Annotated in this window: 20 protein-coding genes; 7 read left to right on the top strand and 13 right to left on the bottom strand. The window is 60.0% G+C overall.

Features of this window, described 5'->3' with window-relative positions; all coding sequences use genetic code 11:
* Positions 1-2: 2 nt before the first annotated feature.
* The 10 genes from cheD to ONZ54_RS17360 form a co-directional block, all read right to left on the bottom strand.
* On the bottom strand, positions 3-473 hold the full coding sequence (cheD, locus tag ONZ54_RS17405; RefSeq protein WP_005311846.1) for a chemoreceptor glutamine deamidase CheD: 471 nt from the start codon (positions 471-473) through the stop codon (positions 3-5).
* 10 nt (positions 474-483) lie between these two features.
* Positions 484-1,287, bottom strand: coding sequence for a CheR family methyltransferase (locus tag ONZ54_RS17400; protein WP_021140865.1), 804 nt, complete (start codon positions 1,285-1,287; stop codon positions 484-486).
* A 61-nt stretch (positions 1,288-1,348) separates the two neighbouring features.
* Positions 1,349-3,520: a methyl-accepting chemotaxis protein gene (locus ONZ54_RS17395; protein ID WP_271786782.1), complete on the bottom strand. Its 2,172-nt coding sequence runs from the start codon at positions 3,518-3,520 to the stop codon at positions 1,349-1,351.
* A 72-nt stretch (positions 3,521-3,592) separates the two neighbouring features.
* Complete coding sequence (locus ONZ54_RS17390; RefSeq protein WP_265467375.1) at positions 3,593-4,165, bottom strand: chemotaxis protein CheW; 573 nt, start codon at positions 4,163-4,165, stop codon at positions 3,593-3,595.
* Between the two features lie 12 nt (positions 4,166-4,177).
* Positions 4,178-6,100: a methyl-accepting chemotaxis protein gene (locus ONZ54_RS17385; RefSeq protein ID WP_058393554.1), complete on the bottom strand. Its 1,923-nt coding sequence runs from the start codon at positions 6,098-6,100 to the stop codon at positions 4,178-4,180.
* A 15-nt stretch (positions 6,101-6,115) separates the two neighbouring features.
* The gene (locus tag ONZ54_RS17380) at positions 6,116-8,329 is read right to left on the bottom strand and encodes a chemotaxis protein CheA (protein WP_271786781.1); all 2,214 of its coding nucleotides are present in this window, start codon (positions 8,327-8,329) and stop codon (positions 6,116-6,118) included.
* Between the two features lie 26 nt (positions 8,330-8,355).
* Positions 8,356-8,682, bottom strand: a complete 327-nt coding sequence (locus ONZ54_RS17375) for an STAS domain-containing protein (protein ID WP_059113103.1) — start codon at positions 8,680-8,682, stop codon at positions 8,356-8,358.
* A gap of 14 nt (positions 8,683-8,696) precedes the next feature.
* Positions 8,697-9,065 carry a response regulator gene (locus tag ONZ54_RS17370; RefSeq protein WP_017412489.1) on the bottom strand — a complete coding sequence of 123 codons (369 nt, stop codon included), beginning with the start codon at positions 9,063-9,065 and terminating at the stop codon, positions 8,697-8,699.
* Positions 9,066-9,074: 9 nt separating this feature from the next.
* Complete coding sequence (locus tag ONZ54_RS17365; RefSeq protein ID WP_271786780.1) at positions 9,075-10,292, bottom strand: methyl-accepting chemotaxis protein; 1,218 nt, start codon at positions 10,290-10,292, stop codon at positions 9,075-9,077.
* Between the two features lie 267 nt (positions 10,293-10,559).
* Entirely contained in the window at positions 10,560-11,648 is a 1,089-nt protein-coding gene (locus ONZ54_RS17360) for a ketoacyl-ACP synthase III (RefSeq protein WP_271786779.1), read from the bottom strand.
* A gap of 238 nt (positions 11,649-11,886) precedes the next feature.
* Between ONZ54_RS17360 and ONZ54_RS17355 the strand changes: the two genes are divergently transcribed.
* From ONZ54_RS17355 to ONZ54_RS17330, 6 genes are all read left to right on the top strand, one after another.
* Positions 11,887-12,828 carry a LysR family transcriptional regulator gene (locus ONZ54_RS17355; RefSeq protein WP_271786778.1) on the top strand — a complete coding sequence of 314 codons (942 nt, stop codon included), beginning with the start codon at positions 11,887-11,889 and terminating at the stop codon, positions 12,826-12,828.
* A gap of 129 nt (positions 12,829-12,957) precedes the next feature.
* The gene (locus tag ONZ54_RS17350; RefSeq protein ID WP_271786777.1) at positions 12,958-13,566 is read left to right on the top strand and encodes a LysE family translocator; all 609 of its coding nucleotides are present in this window, start codon (positions 12,958-12,960) and stop codon (positions 13,564-13,566) included.
* Positions 13,567-13,756: 190 nt separating this feature from the next.
* Entirely contained in the window at positions 13,757-15,625 is a 1,869-nt protein-coding gene (locus ONZ54_RS17345; protein ID WP_271786776.1) for a peptidase U32 family protein, read from the top strand.
* Between the two features lie 180 nt (positions 15,626-15,805).
* Entirely contained in the window at positions 15,806-16,135 is a 330-nt protein-coding gene (locus ONZ54_RS17340; RefSeq protein WP_096118880.1) for a DHCW motif cupin fold protein, read from the top strand.
* Positions 16,136-16,174: 39 nt separating this feature from the next.
* Positions 16,175-16,426, top strand: coding sequence for a DUF1272 domain-containing protein (locus tag ONZ54_RS17335; protein ID WP_058393546.1), 252 nt, complete (start codon positions 16,175-16,177; stop codon positions 16,424-16,426).
* 133 nt (positions 16,427-16,559) lie between these two features.
* Positions 16,560-17,225: a class I SAM-dependent methyltransferase gene (locus ONZ54_RS17330; protein ID WP_271786775.1), complete on the top strand. Its 666-nt coding sequence runs from the start codon at positions 16,560-16,562 to the stop codon at positions 17,223-17,225.
* Here the strand turns inward: ONZ54_RS17330 and ONZ54_RS17325 are convergent.
* Positions 17,198-17,692 carry a methylated-DNA--[protein]-cysteine S-methyltransferase gene (locus ONZ54_RS17325; protein ID WP_021140519.1) on the bottom strand — a complete coding sequence of 165 codons (495 nt, stop codon included), beginning with the start codon at positions 17,690-17,692 and terminating at the stop codon, positions 17,198-17,200. The genes ONZ54_RS17330 and ONZ54_RS17325 overlap by 28 nt on opposite strands.
* The gene (locus ONZ54_RS17320; RefSeq protein WP_416995595.1) at positions 17,679-19,265 is read right to left on the bottom strand and encodes an AlkA N-terminal domain-containing protein; all 1,587 of its coding nucleotides are present in this window, start codon (positions 19,263-19,265) and stop codon (positions 17,679-17,681) included. The genes ONZ54_RS17325 and ONZ54_RS17320 overlap by 14 nt, the downstream gene beginning before the upstream one ends.
* Before the next feature lie 170 nt (positions 19,266-19,435).
* Between ONZ54_RS17320 and ONZ54_RS17315 the strand changes: the two genes are divergently transcribed.
* A complete protein-coding gene (locus tag ONZ54_RS17315) occupies positions 19,436-19,837 on the top strand; it encodes a VOC family protein (RefSeq protein WP_059169596.1) in 402 nt (133 codons plus the stop codon).
* Positions 19,838-19,906: 69 nt separating this feature from the next.
* Here ONZ54_RS17315 and ONZ54_RS17310 read toward each other — a convergent pair whose 3' ends face one another.
* Positions 19,907-21,385, bottom strand: coding sequence for a carboxypeptidase M32 (locus ONZ54_RS17310; protein WP_271786773.1), 1,479 nt, complete (start codon positions 21,383-21,385; stop codon positions 19,907-19,909).
* Positions 21,386-21,496: the final 111 nt, after the last annotated feature.

Below are 21,496 nucleotides of genomic sequence, written 5' to 3'. Positions count from 1 at the left end.
CCTTAACGATGTGGCAGCCGATGATGACGAACCCAGACATTGCCGCTGGCCAGTTCAAAGATCAGGCTTCTGTGTCCTGCATGTCCGAGATGATGGGCCTTGATGGTCAGGCCCAGGTGCTGCGTCAGTTGCCAGGCTGCCTTGATGTTCTTGATGGCCACATTCATGGTGGTGAGTGTCTGCTGTTCGATAAACATGTTGCCGCCGCCGAACAGTTTGACCTCATAGTCGTGAATGGGGGCGGGGTACTTGCTTATTTCATTGATAAATAACTGGATTGCTTCATCGGCATAGCGGCCATCCAGTGGGTCATCGCTGCGAGCTCGGCTTGGCAGCATGTAGTGGCACATGCCACCCCGTTTCTGCTCCGGATGCCACATGGTAATGGCGACACAGGAGCCCAAGTGGGTGCGAATGATGGTGTCATCCTGGCCAAAAAAGAACTCTCCTGGTTGCAACATGATCTCTTTCATTCTGAAACCCTTATGGTTTCAGATAGATGGACGGCGACACCAGTTGCAAACCGTGGGGCAGGCCGTTCAGGCTTTCCGCATGGCTGACGATGAGGTAGCCCCCCTTCTTCAAGCGCGGCACCAGACGCTGCAGCACTTGTCCCTTGGTGTCCCGGTTGAAATAGATCATCACATTGCGGATCAGAATGATGTCGAACATGCCGATGTCGGGCAGCTCCTGATTCAGATTGATGTGGCGAAACTGTACCTTGTCCCTGAGCTTGCGATCGATGATGAAGGTTCCCTCCTGAAACCCCACGCCCTTCAGGCAGTACTTCATCAGGAAGGAGAGCGGAATATTATGGGCTCGCTCCATGGGATATTGCCCCGCTCTCGCCTGTTCCAGCACCCTGGTCGAAATATCCGAGGCGATTACTTCCCAATTGCCCTGGCTCAATGTCTCGGCCAGGGTCATGGCCAGGCTGTAAGGCTCTTCGCCCGATGAGCTGGCCGCGCTCCAGACTCTCACTCCCCTCTCTTTTGGCAGTCGTGCCAGTACCTTCTCGCTGAGAAACTCGAAGTGCTTTGGCTCCCGGAAAAAGTAGGTCTCATTGGTGGTGAGCAGATCCAGCGCGACCTGCAGCTCTGCCCCCCTCTGGTTCATGATCAGGCTGAAATAGTCACCATAGCTCTCCAGCTCATAGTGGCAGAGCCGTTTTGACAGCCGGCTGGCGACCAGGGCTTTCTTGGCCGGTGACAGATCAATGCCCGCCGTCTGGTGGATCCAGCGTTGAAACTGCGCAAATTCATCATCATGCAACTGGGTCTGATACACGGTCGGACTCCCTGTGGCGATAGGGTTGGGGCGGGGGAGCCATGCTCACCCGGCCCCTCGATTAAAACCGGACAAAATCCCCATCGTTGCGGGGGCGAGGGGAGGTGCCGAATCCATCCTGCCCATTGCCGTCAGTCACGAATCGTCCTCGCGTAGCAGCACGGGGGGGCGCGGCTTTCTGACTCGCGCCGCTTTTGTGTTGCTCCAGGGTGAAGAACTCCATGGCCAGTTGCAGTTGCTCTGCCTGGCTGCTCATCTCCTCTGCGGTGGCGGCCAGCTCCTCGCTGCAGGAGGCATTTTGCTGAGTTACCTGGCTTAGCTGATTCATGGCGATATTGATCTGGCTGACGCCGGTGGATTGTTCGGCGGAGGCGGCGCTGATCTCCTGCACCAGATCCGAGGTCTTATTGATGGAGGGCACCATCTGGTCGAGCAGGCGACCTGCCTTTTCCGCCATGTCGACGCTGCTGGAAGCCAGCTCGCCTATCTCCTGGGCGGCTACCTGACTGCGCTCCGCCAGCTTTCGTACCTCGGCGGCAACCACCGCAAAGCCTTTGCCATGATCTCCCGCCCGCGCCGCTTCGATGGCGGCGTTGAGGGCCAGCAGATTGGTCTGGTACGCGATGTCATCTATGATGCCGATCCGCTTGGCGATCTGCTTCATGGCATCGACCGTGAGCTTGACCGCTTCCCCCCCTTCCATCGCCTCCTTGGCGGCCTTGCTGGCCATGCCATCGGTGATCTGGGCGTTGTCTGTGTTCTGGTTGATACTGGCACTCATCTGCTCTATGGAGGCGCTGGTCTGCTCCATGCTGGATGCCTGCTCGCTGCTCGACTGGCTGATGGATTGGGCGGTGGCGCTGACTTGCTCAGAGGCGCTGGAGAGGTTGTCAGAAGCCCCTCTTACCTCTGTGACTATGTTGGTCAGCGAGACTATGGTCTGATTGAGGGAGTCCTTGGTGGTGCCGAACACACCAGGATAGTCAGCCTCTATCGTCTGGGTCAGATCGCCCCTGGCCAGGCATTGCACCACCCTGATGACGTCGTTGAGGCTGGTGTCTATTACCTCGGCAATGTGATTGATGCCTTCCCCCAGTGTCTGGAAGAAGCCGCTCTTGCCGGTCAGATCCATGCGGCGGTGCAGCTCGCCCTTGATCACTGCCTGCACTATCTCCGACATTTCCCGCTCGATAGAGACCTCTTTGGTGCGATCCGACCACTCGACTACGGATCCCAACCGCTCGCCATCGTCGCCAAACACAGGGTTGGCGATGAGGGAGAAGGTGCGCCCGCCGAGCAGTATCTGGGTTTGGTAGGTGTTGTTCAGCTTGGCCAGCATGCTGCGTTGATGGCCGGGATTTTTGTGGAAGCTGTCGATGTTGGCACCCATCAGGGTGGCGGAGTTGAAGCTATAGAGCTCTTTTTTAATGTCGGATTCGGCCTCGCTCAGCATTGCCCTGACTGACTCGTTCATGTAGATGATGTTGAGGTCTGTGTCGGCAATCATCACGTTGGTGCTGGCACCATCGAGCGCCTTCTTGACCCGCAGGCTTTCGGCAGCGGCGAGCTTGGCCGCTGTGTTTGCCGCTTTCACCTCGTTTTCGATGGCGATTTCCTTGGTCCGGTCGGCCCACTCCACCACTGAACCGAGTCGCTCTCCGCTGTCGTTGAAGACAGGGTTGGCAATGAGGGAGAAGATGCGGCCACCGACCGAGATCTGCGCGCGGTAGGTCTTGTCTAGCTTGGCCAGCATGCTGCGCTGGTGGGACGGATCCTTGTGAAAGGTATCTATGTTCTTGCCCATCAGTTGTCTGGTGTCGAAGTTGGGTAGATCCTTGCGGATGTCGGATTCCGCCTGCCCCAGCATGGCGAGCACGGCTTCATTCATGTAGACGATGTCGAGGTTGTTATCGGCGATCATCACATTGGTCGAGGCTCCATCCAGCGCCTTGCGTACTCGCAGGTTCTCGTCATAGAGCGCCTGATTGTCACTGATGGTAGTGAGGCTGCTGCTGAGCCGCTGCCCCAGCAGCGTGATCACGGCATTGAACTCCTGACAGAGCTCCCGCAGTGGGCCGCTGAGTGTGCCCGGTTCAAGCTGGGTTGGCAGGTCACCCTGCGCTATCCCTTGCTGCAGGGTGCGTGTGGCGCCTATCAGCTGGGTCAGTTCTGTTTGCAGCAAGGCATGCGCGCTGCCGTTGCCGAAGAGATTGCCAAAGAATGATTGAGTCATGAGCCTTATCCTTGTGCGACATGCCATTGCTGTGTGGTGTGAGCGTCACCCTTGCTGTTTTTAATACCCTGCTTAAGGGGTTTTCACTCTGTGCTCCAGCTGCCGTTCCTGCTGCTGGGTCAGTTCGCTGAGTTGTGCCATTTCGTCGATGGAGAGCACCTTCTCGGTATTGATGAGAATGACGAATTTGCCATTCACCTTGCCCATGCCGCTGATGAAGTCGGCCCGGATGTGAGCCCCGAAGCTGGGGGGCGGCTCTATCTCGTCGCAGGGAATGGTCAGCACCTCAGATACCGAATCCACTACGACGCCGATGTCCTGATTGCCATGCTCCGAGTCGTCCGGGTGTATTCCTTCGATGATGACGATGCAGCTGCGGCGAGTGATGCTGGAGGGGGCGTTGCCAAAGCGGGCGTTGAGATCTACCACTGATACCACAGCTCCCCTGAGGTTGATCACGCCCCGGATGAAGCTTGGCATCATGGGGATAGGGGTGATGTTGCCGTACTCGATGATCTCTTTGACCCCGAGAATATTGATGGCAAACATCTCGCCATTGATCAGGAATGTCAGGTATTGGGCGTCGCCCTGATTGTCATGGGCCAGTGTGCTGGGGGGCGCGGCCACTTCGGTTGACATGCTCATGGGTCTCTCCGGTTAAAAGCGGACAAAGTCGGCTTCGTCAACCTGGGGTTGCGGCGCCGTGTTGCCGTGCAGCGGGTGTTGGGCGGGCATCACAAACTTACCTCTGGGGGCCGAGCCTCTGTGTGAGTTGTCACTCGGCTTTGAGGGCTTGGCCAGGTTTGCCAGCGAGAAGAAATCCATGGTTTGCTGCAGCTCATTGGCCTGGGAGCTCATCTCCTCGGCGGTGGCGGCGAGTTCTTCGCTGCTGGCCGCATTCTGCTGGGTCACCTGGTTAAGTTGACTCATGGCCATGCTGATCTGGTTGGCGGCGCTGGCCTGTTCGCCGGATGCCGCATTGATCTCCTGCACCAGATCGGATGTCTTGCGAATGGAAGGCACTATCTTGTCGAGCAGGCTGCCTGCCTTTTCCGCGGTATCGACGCTGCTGGAAGAGAGCTCGCCTATCTCCTGCGCCGCTATCTGGCTGCGTTCGGCCAGTTTGCGCACCTCGGCGGCCACCACGGCAAATCCCTTGCCGTGTTCACCGGCCCGTGCCGCCTCAATGGCAGCATTGAGTGCCAGCAGATTGGTCTGGTAGGCGATGTCATCGATGATGCTCACCTTGCGGGCGATCTGTTGCATCGCCGCCACGGTTTGTTGCACCGAGCGGCCTCCTTCGGTGGCTTCAAGCACGGCGCCGCTCGCCATGTTGTCAGTGACTTTGGCGTTGTCGGTATTCTGGTTGATGCTGGCACTCATCTGTTCGATGGAGGCGCTGGTCTCCTCGACGCTTGCGGCCTGTTCGCTGGTGGCCTGGCTCAGGGATTGGGCCGTGGTACTGACCTGATTGGAGGCGTTGGTGAGGTTGTCGGCGGCGTTGCGCACCTCTTCGATAATGGCGGTCAAGGCGTCTATGGTGCTGTTGAGGCCATCCTTGGTCTGACCAAAAATGCCCGGGTAGGGTTGCTCAATTTTCTGGGTCAGGTCTCCCTGAGACAGGGCGGTGGCGATGCGCATCACATCCTTGAGGCTGGTGTCAGTAACATTGGACAACTGGTTCAGCAATTCGGACAGGCGCTTGATGTACCCCTGCCGGTTGTCCAGCGCTATCTTGTAGCTGAAATCCCCCTTCTCGACGGCCGCAGTGACCAGGGTTTCAATGTCGTTGATGAGAGAGGTCAGCTTGTTGACCATGTTCTGCATGGCCATCAGCAGTTGGCCTGCTTCATCATGGGCACCAATGGTGATGGTGACATCCAGATTGCCTTCTGCCAGGTGGTTGGCTACCTGCAGCGCCTGATTGATGGGGGCAATGATGCTGCGAATGAGGACGATGCCAAACCAGGCAGCTGCCACTATGCCTGCTGTTATCACCCCCATCATGGTGAGCAGCATGGTGTCATACCAGGATTGGGCCTGCTCATATTCGGATTTGGCGACATCCAGTTGCAGGTTGACCAGCTCGGTTATCTTGTTGCCGATGGGGTCGATGGAGCCATAAAGTTTGCCGTCAAAGTCATTGAGCGTACCAGTGATGACACCGCGTTGGGTCGAAAGAAATTGCTCCAGCTGGGAGATATCGCGATCCGCCGCGCTGAACAGGCTGCCCGCCTCTGCTGATAGTTTCTGTTCTGCACCCGTTAATTCGGTGGACTGATAGTGCTGCCACTCCTGCTTGATCTGCTGCTGGGCCTGTTGGATATGTTGCAGCGCCTCTTCGGCACTGGTGAGACCCGCATTGGCCTTGTTGACGTTGTCTATGATGGCGACGGCGTAATTGTCGGAGATGGTTTTCAACTGCTTGAGCGGCACCACCCGGTCGTTATACACCCGCTGCAGACCCTTGTTGCTGCTCTGCATGTTGTAAAGTCCCAGCCCGCCCACCGCCAGCAGCAGCACGCATAACAGGCAGAGCAAGATGGTGAGGCGCATTTTAATGGTGGAGTTTTTGAACATGACTGGCTCCTGGCGTTAATTGGCTCTTGGTTGGGTTTGCATGCGAGGAATGGCGTACTGGCTCAGCTGGCCCAGCTCCTGATCGATGGCATGTTGAATGAGGGAGGGGATGTCCAGGATCAGGGCGACCTCGCCACCCCCCAAAATGGTGGAGCCACTGATCCCTTGCAGGCGCTGAAACAGCTTGCCGAGCGGCTTGATGACGGTCTGGAACTCCCCCAGCAGCTCGTCGACCACCAGCCCGGATTTCTTGCCGCCGTGACTGACGACGACGATGTTTTCCCTGCGTCCTCTTGCCCCCTCGACGTCGAAGTAGTGCTGAAGCCGGACAAATGGCAGTACCTCGCCACGCAGATTGATGTAGTTGCGTCCCTGGGTGTCATCCAGTGCACTCTGGGTCAGCTCCACGCATTCGATCACCATGTCGAGCGGGATGACGTAATGGGTGGTGCTGACTCGAACCAGAAAGCCGTCGATGATGGCCAAAGTCAGTGGCAGCCTGATTTGAACCCGGGTGCCTTGTCCCGGCTTGCTGTCCAGCTCGACGCTGCCGCGCAGGGCCGTGATGTTGCGTTTGACCACGTCCATACCGACGCCCCGGCCCGAGAGGTTGGTAACGGCCTCGGCGGTAGAGAAGCCTGCCTCGAAGATGAGCTGATAGATCTCCTGATCCGTCAATGTTGCGCCGGCGGCCACCAGCCCCCGCTCCTGCGCCTTTTGCAGGATCCTTGCCTTGTTGAGTCCGGCACCGTCGTCCAGGATCTCGATGACGATGCTGCCGGAGTCGTGATAGGCGTTGAGGGTCAAGGTGCCTCTTGCCGGTTTGCCTGCCGCGAGGCGCTGCTCGGCCGACTCTATGCCGTGATCCATGGAGTTGCGAACCAGATGCATCAGGGGATCGCCAATCTTCTCCACCACAGACTTGTCGAGCTCGGTATCTCCGCCTGTGATGACCAGCGCAATGTCCTTGTTCAGCTCGTGGCTGACATCCCGTACGACCCGCTGGAAGCGGTTGAAGGTGTCGCCGATGGGCACCATGCGCAGGTGCAAGGCTCCGTCCCGGATCTCTTCAACCAGCATGGCAATGGTGGAGTTGGCCTCCTGCAGCTGGCTGTCCCGCGAGCGCTGTGCCAGCAGGCTGGCACCCGAGCTGGCGACCACCAGCTCGCCGACCAGATTGATCAGCTCATCCAGTTTGTCGGCGTGCACCCGAACATAGCGTCCCTCCTTGTTTTTGTTCTCCTTGTTCTGGTTCTGTTTCTTGAGCGCCGCATCCACCACGACTCCGTCGACTGCGCCCTGAGCGACCAGTATTTCTCCCAGCTTACTGTTCTCTGTTCGCTGGTCGTCATGCTGAGTTTGCAGGCCCAGTGCCAGTTCGCTAGCCGTCAACGCTCCTGTCTTGACCAGCAGTTGCCCCAGCATGTCGTTGTCTTCCGGCAATTCATTGATGAGGTCTATGTATTCAGCAATCTTGCTATGCGGGGGCAGTATGGTGATGCGGCAGTCGTCACGTACGAATTCAAACACATCGCTCAGGGTGCTCTTGTCGGCCTGGGTATCGACATCGAGTTCATAGCCGAGGTAGCAGGTTTCCGGATCAAAATGTTCCCAGTCGGGCAGGGCATCGTGGAGGGTTTCGATGGCGCAGAGGGTGCCCATGGTGCCGAGATAACGTAAAAACGAGGTGGGATCCATACCGTTACGCAGCACATCCGGGCCAAAGCGCAGGGAGATGTGCCACAGGGAAGTGGCGCTGGTGTGCCCCTCCTCCTTGCTGACCGGGTCTGGGATGGTTGACGCAGTGCGCTCCGGCAGCTGGCTCTGGCTGGCAGTTTGATGTCTGGCCAAGTTGAGCCTCAGCTGAGCGTCTTGCGCCAGTTCATCGTCCCCTGGCGCCGACCCTAGCTCTGCAACCAGATAGACCAGCCGCTCGATATGATCCCGGCTCTCCAGCAGATCCTTGATGAGCGCAGTCGTGATCCCCAGTTGCTGATTGCGCACCTGATCGAGCAGATCCTCGACTATGTGGGTAAAGCTGACGATGGGCTGCAAGCCGAACAGACCAGCGGAGCCCTTGATGGTATGTGCCGCCCGAAAGATGGCACCGATCAGCTCGCTGTTCTCCGGGTCGTTTTCCAGGGTCAGCAGGGAAGACTCCATCTCTTCCAGCAGTTCGCGTGCCTCGGCTATATAGGTTTGCAGGGCCTGATCAAGATTGATGCTCACGAATGCCTCCTTGTCACTGGGACTGCCTAGGCGTGATCTGCGTGGGGAATAAGGGTGGGATCGCCAAAGAAAGCAGCCAGCTGGCACAGCTCCAGCGCATCGAGCACCGCATGGCTATGCATGACCAGATGCAGCGGATAACCCCCTTGCTGCATCGTTTTCTTGGCGGCCAGCAGCAGTTGCAGTCCGGCGCTATCCATCTCGGATACCTGAGAAAGATCCAGCTCCAGCGCCTGCTGGCGGTAGAGCAGGGGCGTGAGCGCCTGCTTGAGCTCGGCGGCGGTATAGATGGTCATCTCCCCCGATACTTTGACCAGGGTTTTGTGCTCACCTGTCTCTATGTGCAGCGGCATGGTCGCCTCCAGGCTCAGGGCATGATGAGCTTGGCGACGGCCGCCAGCATCTGGTCTGGCTGGAACGGCTTGACCACCCAGGCTTTGGCCCCGGCTGCTTGCCCTTCCTGCTTCTTGCTGTCCTGGGATTCCGTGGTCAGCATGATGACGGGGGTGAACTTGTAGTTGGCCAGTTTCTTGGCCTCCTTGACGAAGCTGATGCCATCCATGTTCGGCATGTTGACGTCGCTGATGATGAGATTGATCTTCTTGCCGTCGAGTTTTCTGAGGGCATCCTTGCCATCGCAGGCTTCCATCACCTCGTATCCGGCTCCCTTGAGTGTCATGCCGACCACTTGGCGAATAGTTGCCGAGTCATCCACGATCAGGACTGTTTTGGGCATAGTTGTCTCCTAGAAAAAAGTGACGTCTGTATTGCTGGATGCGTTGACCACAGTGGCTTGGCGGCGGCCGTGGTGAATGTTGCGTTGTTCATCGGTGGCATAGGAGAGCTCCATCTCAGCCAGCCAGCTGTCTGCATCGATCTGGAGGGGGCCGGATTGATGGGGCCGGTTGCGGGAAGAAACCAGGTGGTCATAGAGACTGTCCATGTTCTGGCGTACGTGGTTGAGTATTTGACTGACCCTATCCTGGAACTGTAACGACACTATGACATCGGAGATCTCCCTGTGGATCCCTGCGCTCTCGCTCTGCAGCAAGGCGGCTGATTCCGACAGGCTGGTGGTAGCCATACGAAAGCGCTCCAGTACTTGCTCGATGGCACGCTCAGAGTCGCTGACCGCGGCTTGGTCTCGTGCGGCGGCGCTTTCTGCTATCTGGAAGGCGCGGCCGATACCTGTGTTGATGGTGTCGACCTTGTCCGTCATCTTTTGGGCCGTCTCGCTGGAGAGGCGTGAGAGAGTGCGGACTTCGTCGGCCACCACGGCAAAACCACGACCTGCCTCACCAGCCCGTGCGGCTTCGATGGCGGCATTGAGCGCCAGCAAGTTGGTCTGGGAGGCTATCTTGGCCACGTCGAGCGCCATGGTATTGAGTTCTATGGTGTAGGCGGTAAGGGTCTTGATCTCTGCCAGCATGGCGTCGCGATTGGCCTGCGCCGAATGCATGATGGTGAGCACCTGATTGAGCTGGGCCTGACTCTCGGCCAGTACGGCGGCCATGCCTGCCGACTTTGCCCCCCCCAGATCCCCGGCAGCATCGTGTGAGGCGGCTACTGCCTCTTCCAGCTTGGTGGTGAGCCCCGCAAAGCGCTGGGTCAAATCGATCATGGCCTCTTCGGTTTGCAGCCGAGAGTTTTCAATCTGTTGTGACCAGATGGGGACGGCCTTTTCACACACCTGCTCGAGCCCGATGATGGAATGGTTGAGCTGGGCTGCTGACCAGGTATGAGCCTGCTCCTCTTCGTGGGGTCTTGACTCCTGCTTGTTGTGATAGTGGTGTGAGTTCCACACGGCGGCGCCCAGCGCTAGCGCGCCGTTGGCAAGCAGATAAGGCAGGGGGCTGCCGGCCAGCACCAGCAAGAGGGTGCTGAGCAGGCCTATGCCCAGACAAGATGCCCAGCTCACCGGGTCCCAGAATGCAGTGGTCTCTGCCGTTTTGTGATCTGTCATACGCGAACTCATCCCTGCACGTGAGTTGAGATGGGAACCCGCCGCCCTCCCGCTGGTGACAAGAAGGATGAGCTGCGCCTGAACCCATAGTTACAAATGGCTCAGTAAGGTTAGCGCAAAAAAAGTACTTGGTTGCGAATTGGTCTTATTCGGGGGGGAGTACTGAGAAAACTGGAATATGGATGCGGTAGCGTGGTGATGATCTCACGAGCGGGAAGGCGGTAAAGGGAGAAGAGAGGAGCCTGATGATCAGGCTCCCGATGAGGATCAGGCCTGGTTGGCGTGGGCCTTCTGGCAGCCTTCGACGGCGTGGGCAATCAGCTCCAGCGCACTCTTGTTGCATGGAGGCAGTTCGGCATCGCATTGGCCGACAGGAGTAACGCGATCGCCCCATTTGATGATGGCGGCACCCCAGGTCAGACCGGCACCGAAGGCGGCGGTGAGCAGGTAGGAGTTCGGCTTGACGCGGCCTTGCTCCAGCGCTTCGCACAGGGCGATGGGCACGGTAGCGGCGGAGGTATTGCCGTAGTTTTCGATGTTGACCATCACCTTTTCCATGGGGGCGTTCATGCGCTTGGCCAGAGTCTCGATGATGCGGATGTTGGCCTGGTGCGGCACTATGAGATCGACCTGTTCAGGGTCTATGCCAGCTTGAGCCAGCACTGAGCTGGTGGCTTCACCCATGCCGCGCACGGCGCGTTTGAAGATCTCTGGCCCTTCGAAGTTGAAGGTAAAGAGGCCATCGACATCGGCAAAACGCACTCGATCGGTACCAAAGTTCGGGACGTGCAAGATTTCTCGCGCTTCACTGTCACAGCCGAGCTTGTTGGCGATAAGGCCGCACTCCTGCTCGCTTGCTTCGATCACTACTGCACCTGCGCCATCGCCAAACAGCACGGCAGTGTCCCGGCGTGCCCAGTCCAGCAGATAGGTCAGGCGCTCGGCGCCGATCACCAGCACCTTCTTCATCATGCCGGTTTGCACCAGAGAGGTGGCGACGGAGAGGGAGTAGACGAAACCGGTACAGGCGGCGTTGAGGTCGAACACGGCGGCGTTGACGGCGCCGAGCTTCTTCTGCACCGCAGAGGCCGCGCTCGGCAGCAGATTATCCGGGGTGGCTGTGGCCAGTATGATGCCATCGAGATCGCTGGCGTCGAGACCGGCACAGGCGAGGGCGCGACGACCGGCCAGGGTGGCGAGATCCGAGGTGCTGACATGGGAGATCCGGCGGGCCTTGATACCGGTACGCGGATAGATCCACTCATCCGACGTATCCATGATGGTGCTGAGGTCATCGTTGGTCAGCACAGAGGGAGGCAGACATTTGCCCCAACCGGTGATATTGGCGTATTTCATCTTGTTACCGCTTCTCAAAGTGGATCGCCCGCGGGCGGAAAATCGCGCAATTATGCCGCACGAGACAACCACTGTCATCTTGTGGTCATCGTTATCTGAAGGGTTACCTGAGTGGTCATCTGGCTGCAAGGCGGCTCGACAGGTGGCGTCTGTGGCCGAAAATAGCGGGAAATTTTGCTTAAAACGAAAGACGCCTCTGCCCTAAGATAGGGCTTTCCACCACGGATGGGGTCACCCCTTGCACAAAGCCAATCTCAACCTGTTGCCGACCCTCAAGGTGTTGCTGGAGACCCGCAACATCAGCCGGGCGGCGGAGCTGTTGCACCTGAGCCAACCTTCCATCAGCAAGCAGCTCGGCCAGTTGCGCAACGAGTTTGGTGATGAACTGCTGGTGCGTGAAGGGCAACGCTGGTTGCTGACGCCCAGGGCCGAGACGCTGGCGGCTCAGCTGTCTGACTCCCTCTGTGCGCTGGAGCGGCTCTATGAGGCGCCCGGGTTTGACCCTGGCCGCTGCGAGCGGGTATTCAGACTCGCCTCGTCCGATTACGTGGCCCAGCATATTCTGCCGGATATCTGTGCAGCACTGGCCAGGGAAGCGCCCATGGCTGCGCTGGAATACAGTCTGTGGGACAAGCGCCAGCTGCCACAGTTGTGGCAATCCGAGCTGGATCTGGTCTCCACTATCACGGATCTGGTGCCGGAGCAGATCCGTGGTCTGCATCAGGGAGAAGATCGGCTGGTGGTGTTGATGGGCAGCCACCACCCGTTGGCGGGCAATCCTCTAGGCCTGGATGAGTATCTCGCTTGGCCCCATCTGCAGGTGAGTGGCGGCGGAGACAAGGACAGCCCGGTAGAGCAGGTGCTGGCGCCGCAGGGGCTGCTTCGGCGCTGGTTTGCCCGTGTGCCTTTCTTTCAGGCTGCGGTGGAGGTGTTGCTGCGCACAGATTGCCTGATGACGACGCCTGCCCATATTGCCTGGCAGCTCTCCCGCGAGAACGGGCTCACCTTTCAGGATCTGCCGTTTGCGACTCGATCCCAGCAGTATCATCTGCTGTGGCATCAGCGCCATCATCAGGATCCTGCCCACAAGTGGTTTCGCGAGCTGGCTTACCCCTTCTTGCGGGAGCACCTGCAGCGCACCATTGCCGAGAGCCGCAGGCTGCTGGTTCGCGCCCGCTAGCCCAGTCAGTTGTACCAGGCTATAGCCATTGGCTATGGAATCTATTCACAACTTTCACTTCTGGCATAACAAGCCGCCCCTTACCCTGAGCCCAGGTATTTACATTCAGCGTGCAGACAAGGAAAGGGTATGGAATTGACGAGTTGGCTGGCACTGGCCGCGATCTGTGTAATGGGGGCCATCAGCCCGGGGCCGAGTCTGGCGTTGATCATTCGCAACACTGTGCAGGGTGGGCAGGGGCACGGGGTGGCGACCGCCCTCGGTCACGGCATTGGGGTGGGGATCTATGCGCTTATTACTGCGCTGGGGCTGTCGGTGCTGATCACCCAGACGCCGCTGCTGTTTGATCTGATCCGCTACGGCGGCGCCGCGTTTCTCGCCTGGCTCGGCATCAAGGCGTTGCTTGCCAGGCCCGTCAGCGCCAAGACCGAGGAGGTGGTTCATCAATTGCGTGGCCGTCAGGGGGCATTCGAAGGCTTTATGGTGGCCTTTCTCAACCCCCAGCTCGCCATCTTCTTTATCGCCCTGTTCAGCCAGTTTGTGCGGGCCGACACTGGCTGGAACGAGGGGGGGATCATGATGCTCACCGCAGGCGGCATAGATGCTGTCTGGTACGTGCTGGTGGCGCAGGTACTCTCTCGAGGCCCAGTGCTGGCCTGGCTCAAGGCCAAGTCCGTTGTCATCGACAAGGTGAGCGGTCTGGTGCTGCTGGGACTGGCGCTCAAAGTGGTGCTCTGAGGTTCGCTTGTCAGCGGCTCGTGCCATGAGGGCAGGGCCGCTGAACGAATTCCCGGCTTCACAGGCGGGACTGCGAGCGCCAGACGTTCAATCCTGTATTTCGCGGTGATCTTAAGCGGGATCAAGGCAAATCCAGGGTGACTGGCCTAGAGTGACGGGCATTTTCTGTCTGCCGATAGATTCAGAGACTATGCATCCACAGACTCATCACCACACACCGAAGCGCCTCGAACTGCTGGCTCCGGCCAAGAATCTCGCCTACGGCATCGAAGCGATCAACCATGGCGCCGATGCCGTCTATATCGGCGGCCCTGCCTTTGGTGCCCGCAGCGCGGCGGGCAACTCCCTCGACGATATCGAAGCGCTGGCGCGCCATGCCCACCGTTTCGGCGCCCAGGTCTTTGTCGCCTTCAACACCTTGTTGCACGATCACGAACTGGAGCAGGCCTGGCGCCTGACCCACCAGATCTACCAAGCGGGGGCCGATGCACTTATCGTGCAGGACATGGGGCTGCTGGCGCTCGATCTGCCGCCCATAGCGCTCCATGCCAGTACCCAGACCGACAACCGCACGCCACAGAAGGTGAAGTTTCTGCAGGATGTGGGCTTCTCTCAGGTGGTGTTGGCGCGCGAACTGTCCCTTGCGCAGATCCGCGAGATAAGCGCAGCGACCAATGTACAGCTGGAGTTCTTTATCCACGGCGCGCTCTGTGTCTCTTACAGCGGCCAGTGCAATATCAGCCATGCCCGCACCGGCCGCAGCGCCAATCGTGGCGAGTGTGCCCAGCTCTGCCGGCTGCCCTGTTCGCTGCAAAAGCCCGATGGGGAAGTGCTGGTGGCCGACAGTCACCTGTTGTCGCTCAAGGACATGGATCAGACCGACAATCTGGAGGCGCTGATCGCGGCGGGCATTCGCTCCTTCAAGATTGAGGGGCGCCTCAAGGGGCTCGATTACGTCAAGAACGTTACCGCCTGGTATCGCAAGAAGCTCGACGCCATTCTCGATAGCCGCTCCGATCTGGTGGCTGCCTCGGCGGGTCGTTGCAGCTACAGCTTCGAGCCGGAGCCGAAAAAGAGCTTCAACCGTGGCAGCACCGACTATTTCCTCCATGGTCGTCAACCGGGGATCGACTCCACCCAAAGTCCGAAATACGTGGGCGAGCCGCTGGGGCGCGTTACGAAGATCACCAGAGATGGTATCGAGATAGACGGCAAGCAGGTCACCCTCAACAACGGCGACGGTCTCGGCTTCTTCAAGCCGAACAAGGAGCTGGTGGGGATGCGCCTCAACAAGGTGGAAGAGAGGGCTGGACGTAAGCAGTTACTCTTCTCCGAGTCCATTCCTGGTCTGAAAGTAGGCACCGAGATATATCGCAACCACGATCAGGCATTCAGCAAGATGCTGGAGAAGGCGAGCGCGGATCGCCGTATCCGGGTCGATATGCAGCTCTCTGAGTGCGATGAAGGCTTGTGCCTCATGCTCACCGACGAGCAGAACATCAGCGCCACCGTCCGGCTTGCCTGCGACAAACAGCCTGCCGACAATCCGGAGCGGGCGTTGCAACAGGCGCACGACCAGCTTGGCAAACTCGGCAATACCCTGTTTGTGGCACGCAAGATTGAGTTGGCATTCACTTACCCGCTATTCATCGCCGCGTCCATGCTCAACGGTCTGCGTCGGGACGGCATAGCCGCGCTGGAAGAGGCTCGTCTTGCCAGCTACCAGAGGCCCGAGCGGCGCATCGCCCTGCGGGATGTCAGCTATCCCCAGCACCGTCTCTCCTACCTTGGCAATGTGCTGAACAGTGCCGCCGAGCAGTTCTTCCGCGAGCACGGGGTCGAGCGCATCGCTCCCGCCTATGAGGCGAACAAGGAGGAGGGAGAAGTGGTGCTGATGATCACCAAGCACTGCATCCGCTACAGCCAGAACCTCTGCCCGAAAGAGGTGCCCGGTCTCAAGGCCGAACCGCTGGAGCTCAAGATGGGTAAAGATACCTTCCGCCTGCGCTTTGACTGTCACCGCTGCGAAATGCAGGTGATGGGGAGCCTCAAGCGTTAATGGCCCATCAAGGGACCAGACGGGGCATGCCACAGGAGTGGGTTTGATGGCAGTATAAGACGCGCGAGAGAGGGCTGGCTTGCCCTGGATGCCACGGCCAACAGCTGGCATGGCGATGCCTTCTGTGGGGGCAGGCGAGTCGTCCTTGGGATCCCCGTTTTTTCGACAAATGGAGTTGTGATGGAAATCAAAGACCTGCCGTTTTGCACGACCCGTTGGGCCGATATCGAACCGACCGAGCACAAGGGGGAAACCGGCGTCGCCCGCTGGCATACCCAAACCTTTGGTGAGCTGCGGGTGCGGATGGTGGAATATTCTGCCGGCTATCTGGCGGATCACTGGTGCAGCAAGGGCCACGTCCTGCTCTGCATCGAGGGGGAGCTGCACACAGAGCTGCAGGATGGCCGCGTCTTCACCCTGACGGCGGGCATGAGCTATCAGGTGGCCGACAACGCCGAGCCCCATAGATCCTTCACCGAGCAGGGCGCCAGGCTCTTTATCGTCGACTGAGCCGCTCACCTTCTTCCGCTGCCACTGAGGCCAACCACCATGCTCGAACTCAGGCCCAACTGTGAATGTTGTGACAAGGACCTGCCCGCCGACACCGGGCTTGCCTATATCTGCTCTTTCGAGTGCACCTTCTGCGCCGATTGCAGCGAGCACTATCTGCAACTGACTTGCCCCAACTGCGGCGGCGAACTGGTCAGGCGTCCCCGCCGCCCCACGGCCAAGCTGGCGAACAGTCCGGCTTCCATCAAGCGAATATTCAATCCGGCCCTGAGAAACAAGAGAGATAGCTAGCTGCACTCCTGGTCGCCGTTCTCGGGTCGTCTCGTGGGCGGCGTACAAGCCCTGAACCCTGGCATCATCATGGCGCTTTACCTTCTCCCGACAGGAGCCCGTATCAAGGGTTTCAACGAGCAAGGAGGAGCAGATGGTGGAACGATTCAAAGGTGACGGGGCACAAGATTATGATCAGCGCATCTCGCGGCTGGTACCCGGTTATGCGCTGCTGCATCAGCTCAGTGCGGCCCAGCTGATGACGAGGCTGGGCCCTCGCGCCCGTGTGCTGCTGGTGGGGGTCGGCACCGGCAGTGAACTCTTGCTGCTGGGACAGTCCTGTCCCGAATGGCAGTTTATTGCCCAGGATATCTCGACGGACATGCTGGCCCAGGCCCGCCAGCGGGCGGAGCTGGCAGACATGGCCGAGCGGGTCACATGGTGGGCGGGGCCGCTACCGGCGCAGAGCCTGGGGTGTGACGGTGCGCTCTGTCTGCTGGTGCTGCACTTCCTTCCCTTTGAGCAAAAAACGGCGCTACTGCTGGATATTGCCCGTCAGCTCCGGGCGGGATCTCCCTTGCTGATGGCCGACTTGATGGCGGCGCAAGATGACACCGAGCGAGCGGTTATGGGCCTACAGGCCCATCTGGCCGGTTTACCGCTCTCGGCCAGCGAGCAGATGATACAGCGTCTGGATCGGGACTTTTGCCCTTTGAATGAGGACCAAACCCGGCAACTGCTGGGGGCCGCCGGGTTTGGCACTGGCTGGCGCTATTTCCAGGCGCTCGGTTTTCATGGCTGGTTGGCTGAACGTGACTGATCACATTCCAGCGCCAGCAACTGCTGCTTGATAGGCAGTCCGCCCGCATAACCGGTCAGGCTGCCGTTTTGGCCTATCACGCGATGGCACGGCACTATGATCGAGAGCGGATTGCGACCGTTCGCCGCGCCCACTGCCCGTACCGCCGCCGGTTTGCCGATGGCGCGGGCGATATCGCCGTAACTGCGAGTCTCGCCATAGGGAATGTCGCACAGCGCCTGCCATACCGCCTGCTGAAAAGCCGTGCCGTGGGCGGCGAGTGGCAGGGTAAAGCGCTGCAGACGCCCGGCGAAATAGGCGGCAAATTCGGCAAGATAAGGGGCGAGCGCCTCACTGTCTTGTTGCCAGCCGCTCATATCGGGCAGTGTTCGCAGGCCAGCCACAAAGTCAACGTGCACCAAGCCGCGGGCGTTGATGGCGACCAGCAGATCGCCGCAGTCTGTTGGCAACATGTCATAGCGGATCATGGGTTATCTCCTCGTCATGGCTTTGGGGCGGATTGCTCCCCGTTGTGGGTGAAACCAGGCTCGCAGTGGGGGTCGATGGCTGCTTGATGAGCAGTGCCGGTTGTTCGCTCATGGCGTGCCACAGCCAGCTCGCGGCATAGCCGCGCCAGGGTTGCCATGCTGCGCTTTGCGCCAATACCTCCTTCACCGGCAGCTTGTCGCCGCCCCCCAGCGCCTTTTGCAGCACGAGATCTGAGGCGGGGAAGGCGTCCGGATCCTGCCCGCAGCGCAGCCGCCAGTAGGCGACCGTCCAGGGGCCTATGCCCGGCAAGGCCAGCAGTTGATCGTCGCTGGCCGTGGTCAGGGAAAGCGCACCGCTCGCGAGCGCAGCGGCGAGCCCTTGCAGCGTGCGGATGCGACTGCCGGGCATACCGATGCCATCCAAATCCAGTGCACACAGCTGCGCAGGTGTGGGCAGCTGGGCCACACCGAATTGCGCCTCGGTACGCGCCACCAGCCGACCCATGATGGTGATGGCGCCCTTGACCGATACCTGCTGGCCAACGATGGCGCGCAGCATCACTTCGTACTCATCCCAACCGGCGGGCAATCGCACCCCGGGCCAGCGTGACTGCAAACGGGCCAGCAGCGGATCCTGGCCGAGCCGCTCGCCGATGCGCTGCATGTCGGCATCGAGATCCCACATGCGGCGCACGCGATACAAGAGATCAGGCAGTGCCGCGGGCGGCAGATCATGCACTGTGAGCCTGATGCTATGGCCCTTGCCCTGCTCGATGCGGATCCATCCAGACTGATCGCCGACCCTGTGGCGCCGTTCATACACATTTCCATCAACCCGCTCCAGCCCGGGTATCGCGCGCAGCTGGTAGAACGCCAGCATGGCCGCCACATCGTAGGGCGGGCGATACGGCAATTGCAGCGTGAGTGCAGCGCCACCTTCTGCCGCCGCCTCATTCCCTTGCTGCTGCCGCAGTGCCCGGGGCGCGAGGCCATAGGCCTGGCTCCAAGCATCGTTGAAGCGGCGGATGCTCGCAAAGCCTGCCGCAAATGCGATATCCGTGATGGGCAGTGCAGTTTCGGTCAGCAGCCGTTTCGCGAGCAGCAGGCGGCGCGTCTGCTCCACCTGTTTTGGCGAGGCGCCAAGGTGCTGCTCGAACTGGCGGCGCAGCGTGCGCTCCGTGATCCCGGCCTGCTGAGCGAGCTTTGCGAGCGATATGTCTGCCAGCTCGCCACGTTCGATCCGCGTGAGTACTCGGGTGAGCTGGGACGGCAGATCGCCGCTGGCGGAAGGGGCCAGCTCGGGGCGACAGCGCAGACACGGGCGCAGACCATGCTGCTCGGCGGCAGCTGCGCTTCGGAAGTAGCGCACGTTGTGCTCGTGCGGTGGCCGCGCGGGGCAGACGGGGCGGCAGTAGATGCCGGTGGAGAGCACGCCGGTAAAGAAACGGCCATCGAAGCGCGCATCGCGGGCGAGGCGGGCTGCATGGCACTGTTCGCGGCTGAGGCTCGGGATCCCCTCATCCTGAGGGTTGTCACTGACGGGCTGTGGGGTCATGGGATGCAAGCTCTGCATTGGGTGTATGGCTGAGAGTAAGGGGGAGGGGGCGCAGTGACTAGCCAGAAACGGACAGGAATTGAAATAAAATTGTTGTCGGGAGAGAGCCGATGACGAGGTTGAAAGCGGTCGAACCGGGCGGGCAGGTGTGAGAATCTGGGGTGACAACATCCAAGGAGGATTGCACCATGCCCGGACCCGCTCGCGCCGGCGCCCTGATCTACGCCAAGGATCTCGGCCTGCTGACCCATTTCTACCGCACCTTGCTGCAGATGGACATTCGCAGTCAGGAAGCCGGCTTCGTGGTGATGGAAAATCACGACATCCAGTTGCTGATCCACGCCATCCCCGAGTCGATTGCCTGCGATATCGATATCCAGGTGCCACCGATCCTGCGGGAAGAGGGGGCGATCAAATTGTTCTTTACCGTGCCAAGCCTCGCCTGGGCCGAGGCGAAGGCGGCCGACCTCGGTGGCGGCCTGTTGCCGCAGCAGTGGCCGGGACCTGGTTTGGTGCTGCGCAATGCGTTCGATCCGGAAGGCAATATCCTGCAATTGCGCGAGCTTCTCACCACCCCCGACCCGCTGTGATGGATTGCCCATAAAAACGGGACAGTCTCGCTGCCCCGTTGCCCTCTTCATTCGCTGTCGCCGCATCCGTTATTTCAGATAGCGCTGCTCCAGATGCTGGCGCAGCCAGCGCGGGTTCAGCGCCTCGCCAGTCGCACGGCGAATGAGCTCATCCGTGCTGTGCAGACTGCCCTGTGACCAGATGTTGCGACCAAGCCAGGCGAGCACCTCCGGCAGGCGGCCCGCCTCGATCACGCTGCTCATGTTCCCCAGCTCTTTCTCGAGCGCAAAACGCAACTGCGCCGCGTACATGGCGCCGAGCGTGTAGCTCGGGAAGTAGCCAAACGAGCCGTCTGTCCAGTGAATGTCCTGCATGCAGCCATTCTGGTAGTTGCCCCTGGTGGAGAGGCCGAGCCACTGCTGCATCTTGACATCCCACAGCTCGGGCAGATCCGCCACTTCGATGCGCCCTTCGATAAGGTCACGCTCCAGCTCGTAGCGCAGGATCACGTGAGCCGGGTAGGTCACCTCGTCCGCATCGACCCGGATAAAGCCGGGCTCGACCCGGTTGTAGAGCTTGGCCAGGTTCGCTGGGTCAAGTGCTGCCTGCTCGCCAAAGTGGGCGCGAATGCGCGGCGCCAGCAGAGCCAGGAAGGCTGCATCGTGGCCGAGCTGCATTTCGCAAAACAGGCTCTGGCTTTCGTGAATGCCCATGGATCGCGCTTCGGCCACCGGCTGGCCCAGCAGCTGACGCGGCAGCCCCTGCTCGTAACGGGCGTGACCGGTTTCATGCACTATGCCCATCAGGCTGGAGACAAACTCCTGCTCGTTGTAGCGGGTGGTGATGCGCACGTCGGTCGGCACGCCGCCACAAAAGGGGTGGCTGCTCACATCGAGCCGGCCGTGGGCAAAATCAAAGCCGAGCAGCCCCATCACCTCCTGGCCGAGCGCCTGCTGATTTGCGATGAGGAAGGGACCTTGCGGGATCAAGATGGATTCATGCTTCTGCTGTTCACTCACTTGCTGGATCAGGCCGGGCAGCCAGCCGGTGAGATCGCCGAAGATCTGATCGAGCCGCGCACTCGTCATGCCGGGTTCGTACAGCGCCAGCATGGCGTCGTAGGGGCGCACATCAAGTGCCTCTGCGCGAAGGCGCGCCACTTCCCGCGACAGGGCCACCACCTCCTTGAGATTGGGGGCGAAGCCTGCCCAGTCGTTGTTTTTGCGCTGGCTGCGCCAGGCGTGCTCGCATTTGCTGCCCGCGAGGGACAAGGCCTCTACCAGATCCGTGGGCAGCAGACTCGCATCCTGCCAGTGGCGTTTTATCTCGGCGAGATTGGCGCGCTGAACGGCATCCAGCGGCTCGCTTTCGGCCTTGGCTATCCAGTCGCCAAGCTCGGGGGCTGTGCGTTTGTGGTGGATCAGCACACCGAGTTCGGCCATGGCCTCGGCGCGTGCCTCGTTGCCGCCCTCCGGCATCATGGCTGCCTGATCCCAGCCGCAGATGGCGCTGAGGTGGGAGAGCCGGTGCAGCTGTTGCTGATGTTGTTCAAGTTTTTGATATGACATGGGATTGTCCTTGTTATCGTCCCTGATGGTATGCACCCCGTACCTGGCATGATCGGGGCCGATCGATGCTAACACTGCCATCGCGCGTTTTACCACCCTGGCTGAAGGGGC

The sequence above is a fragment of the Aeromonas salmonicida genome (genome assembly GCF_028355655.1).
GTDB classification, from domain to species: Bacteria; Pseudomonadota; Gammaproteobacteria; order Enterobacterales; family Aeromonadaceae; genus Aeromonas; species Aeromonas salmonicida.
The sequence above is the reverse complement of the archived record's forward strand: the minus strand, read 5'-3'. Positions and strand labels throughout refer to the sequence as shown.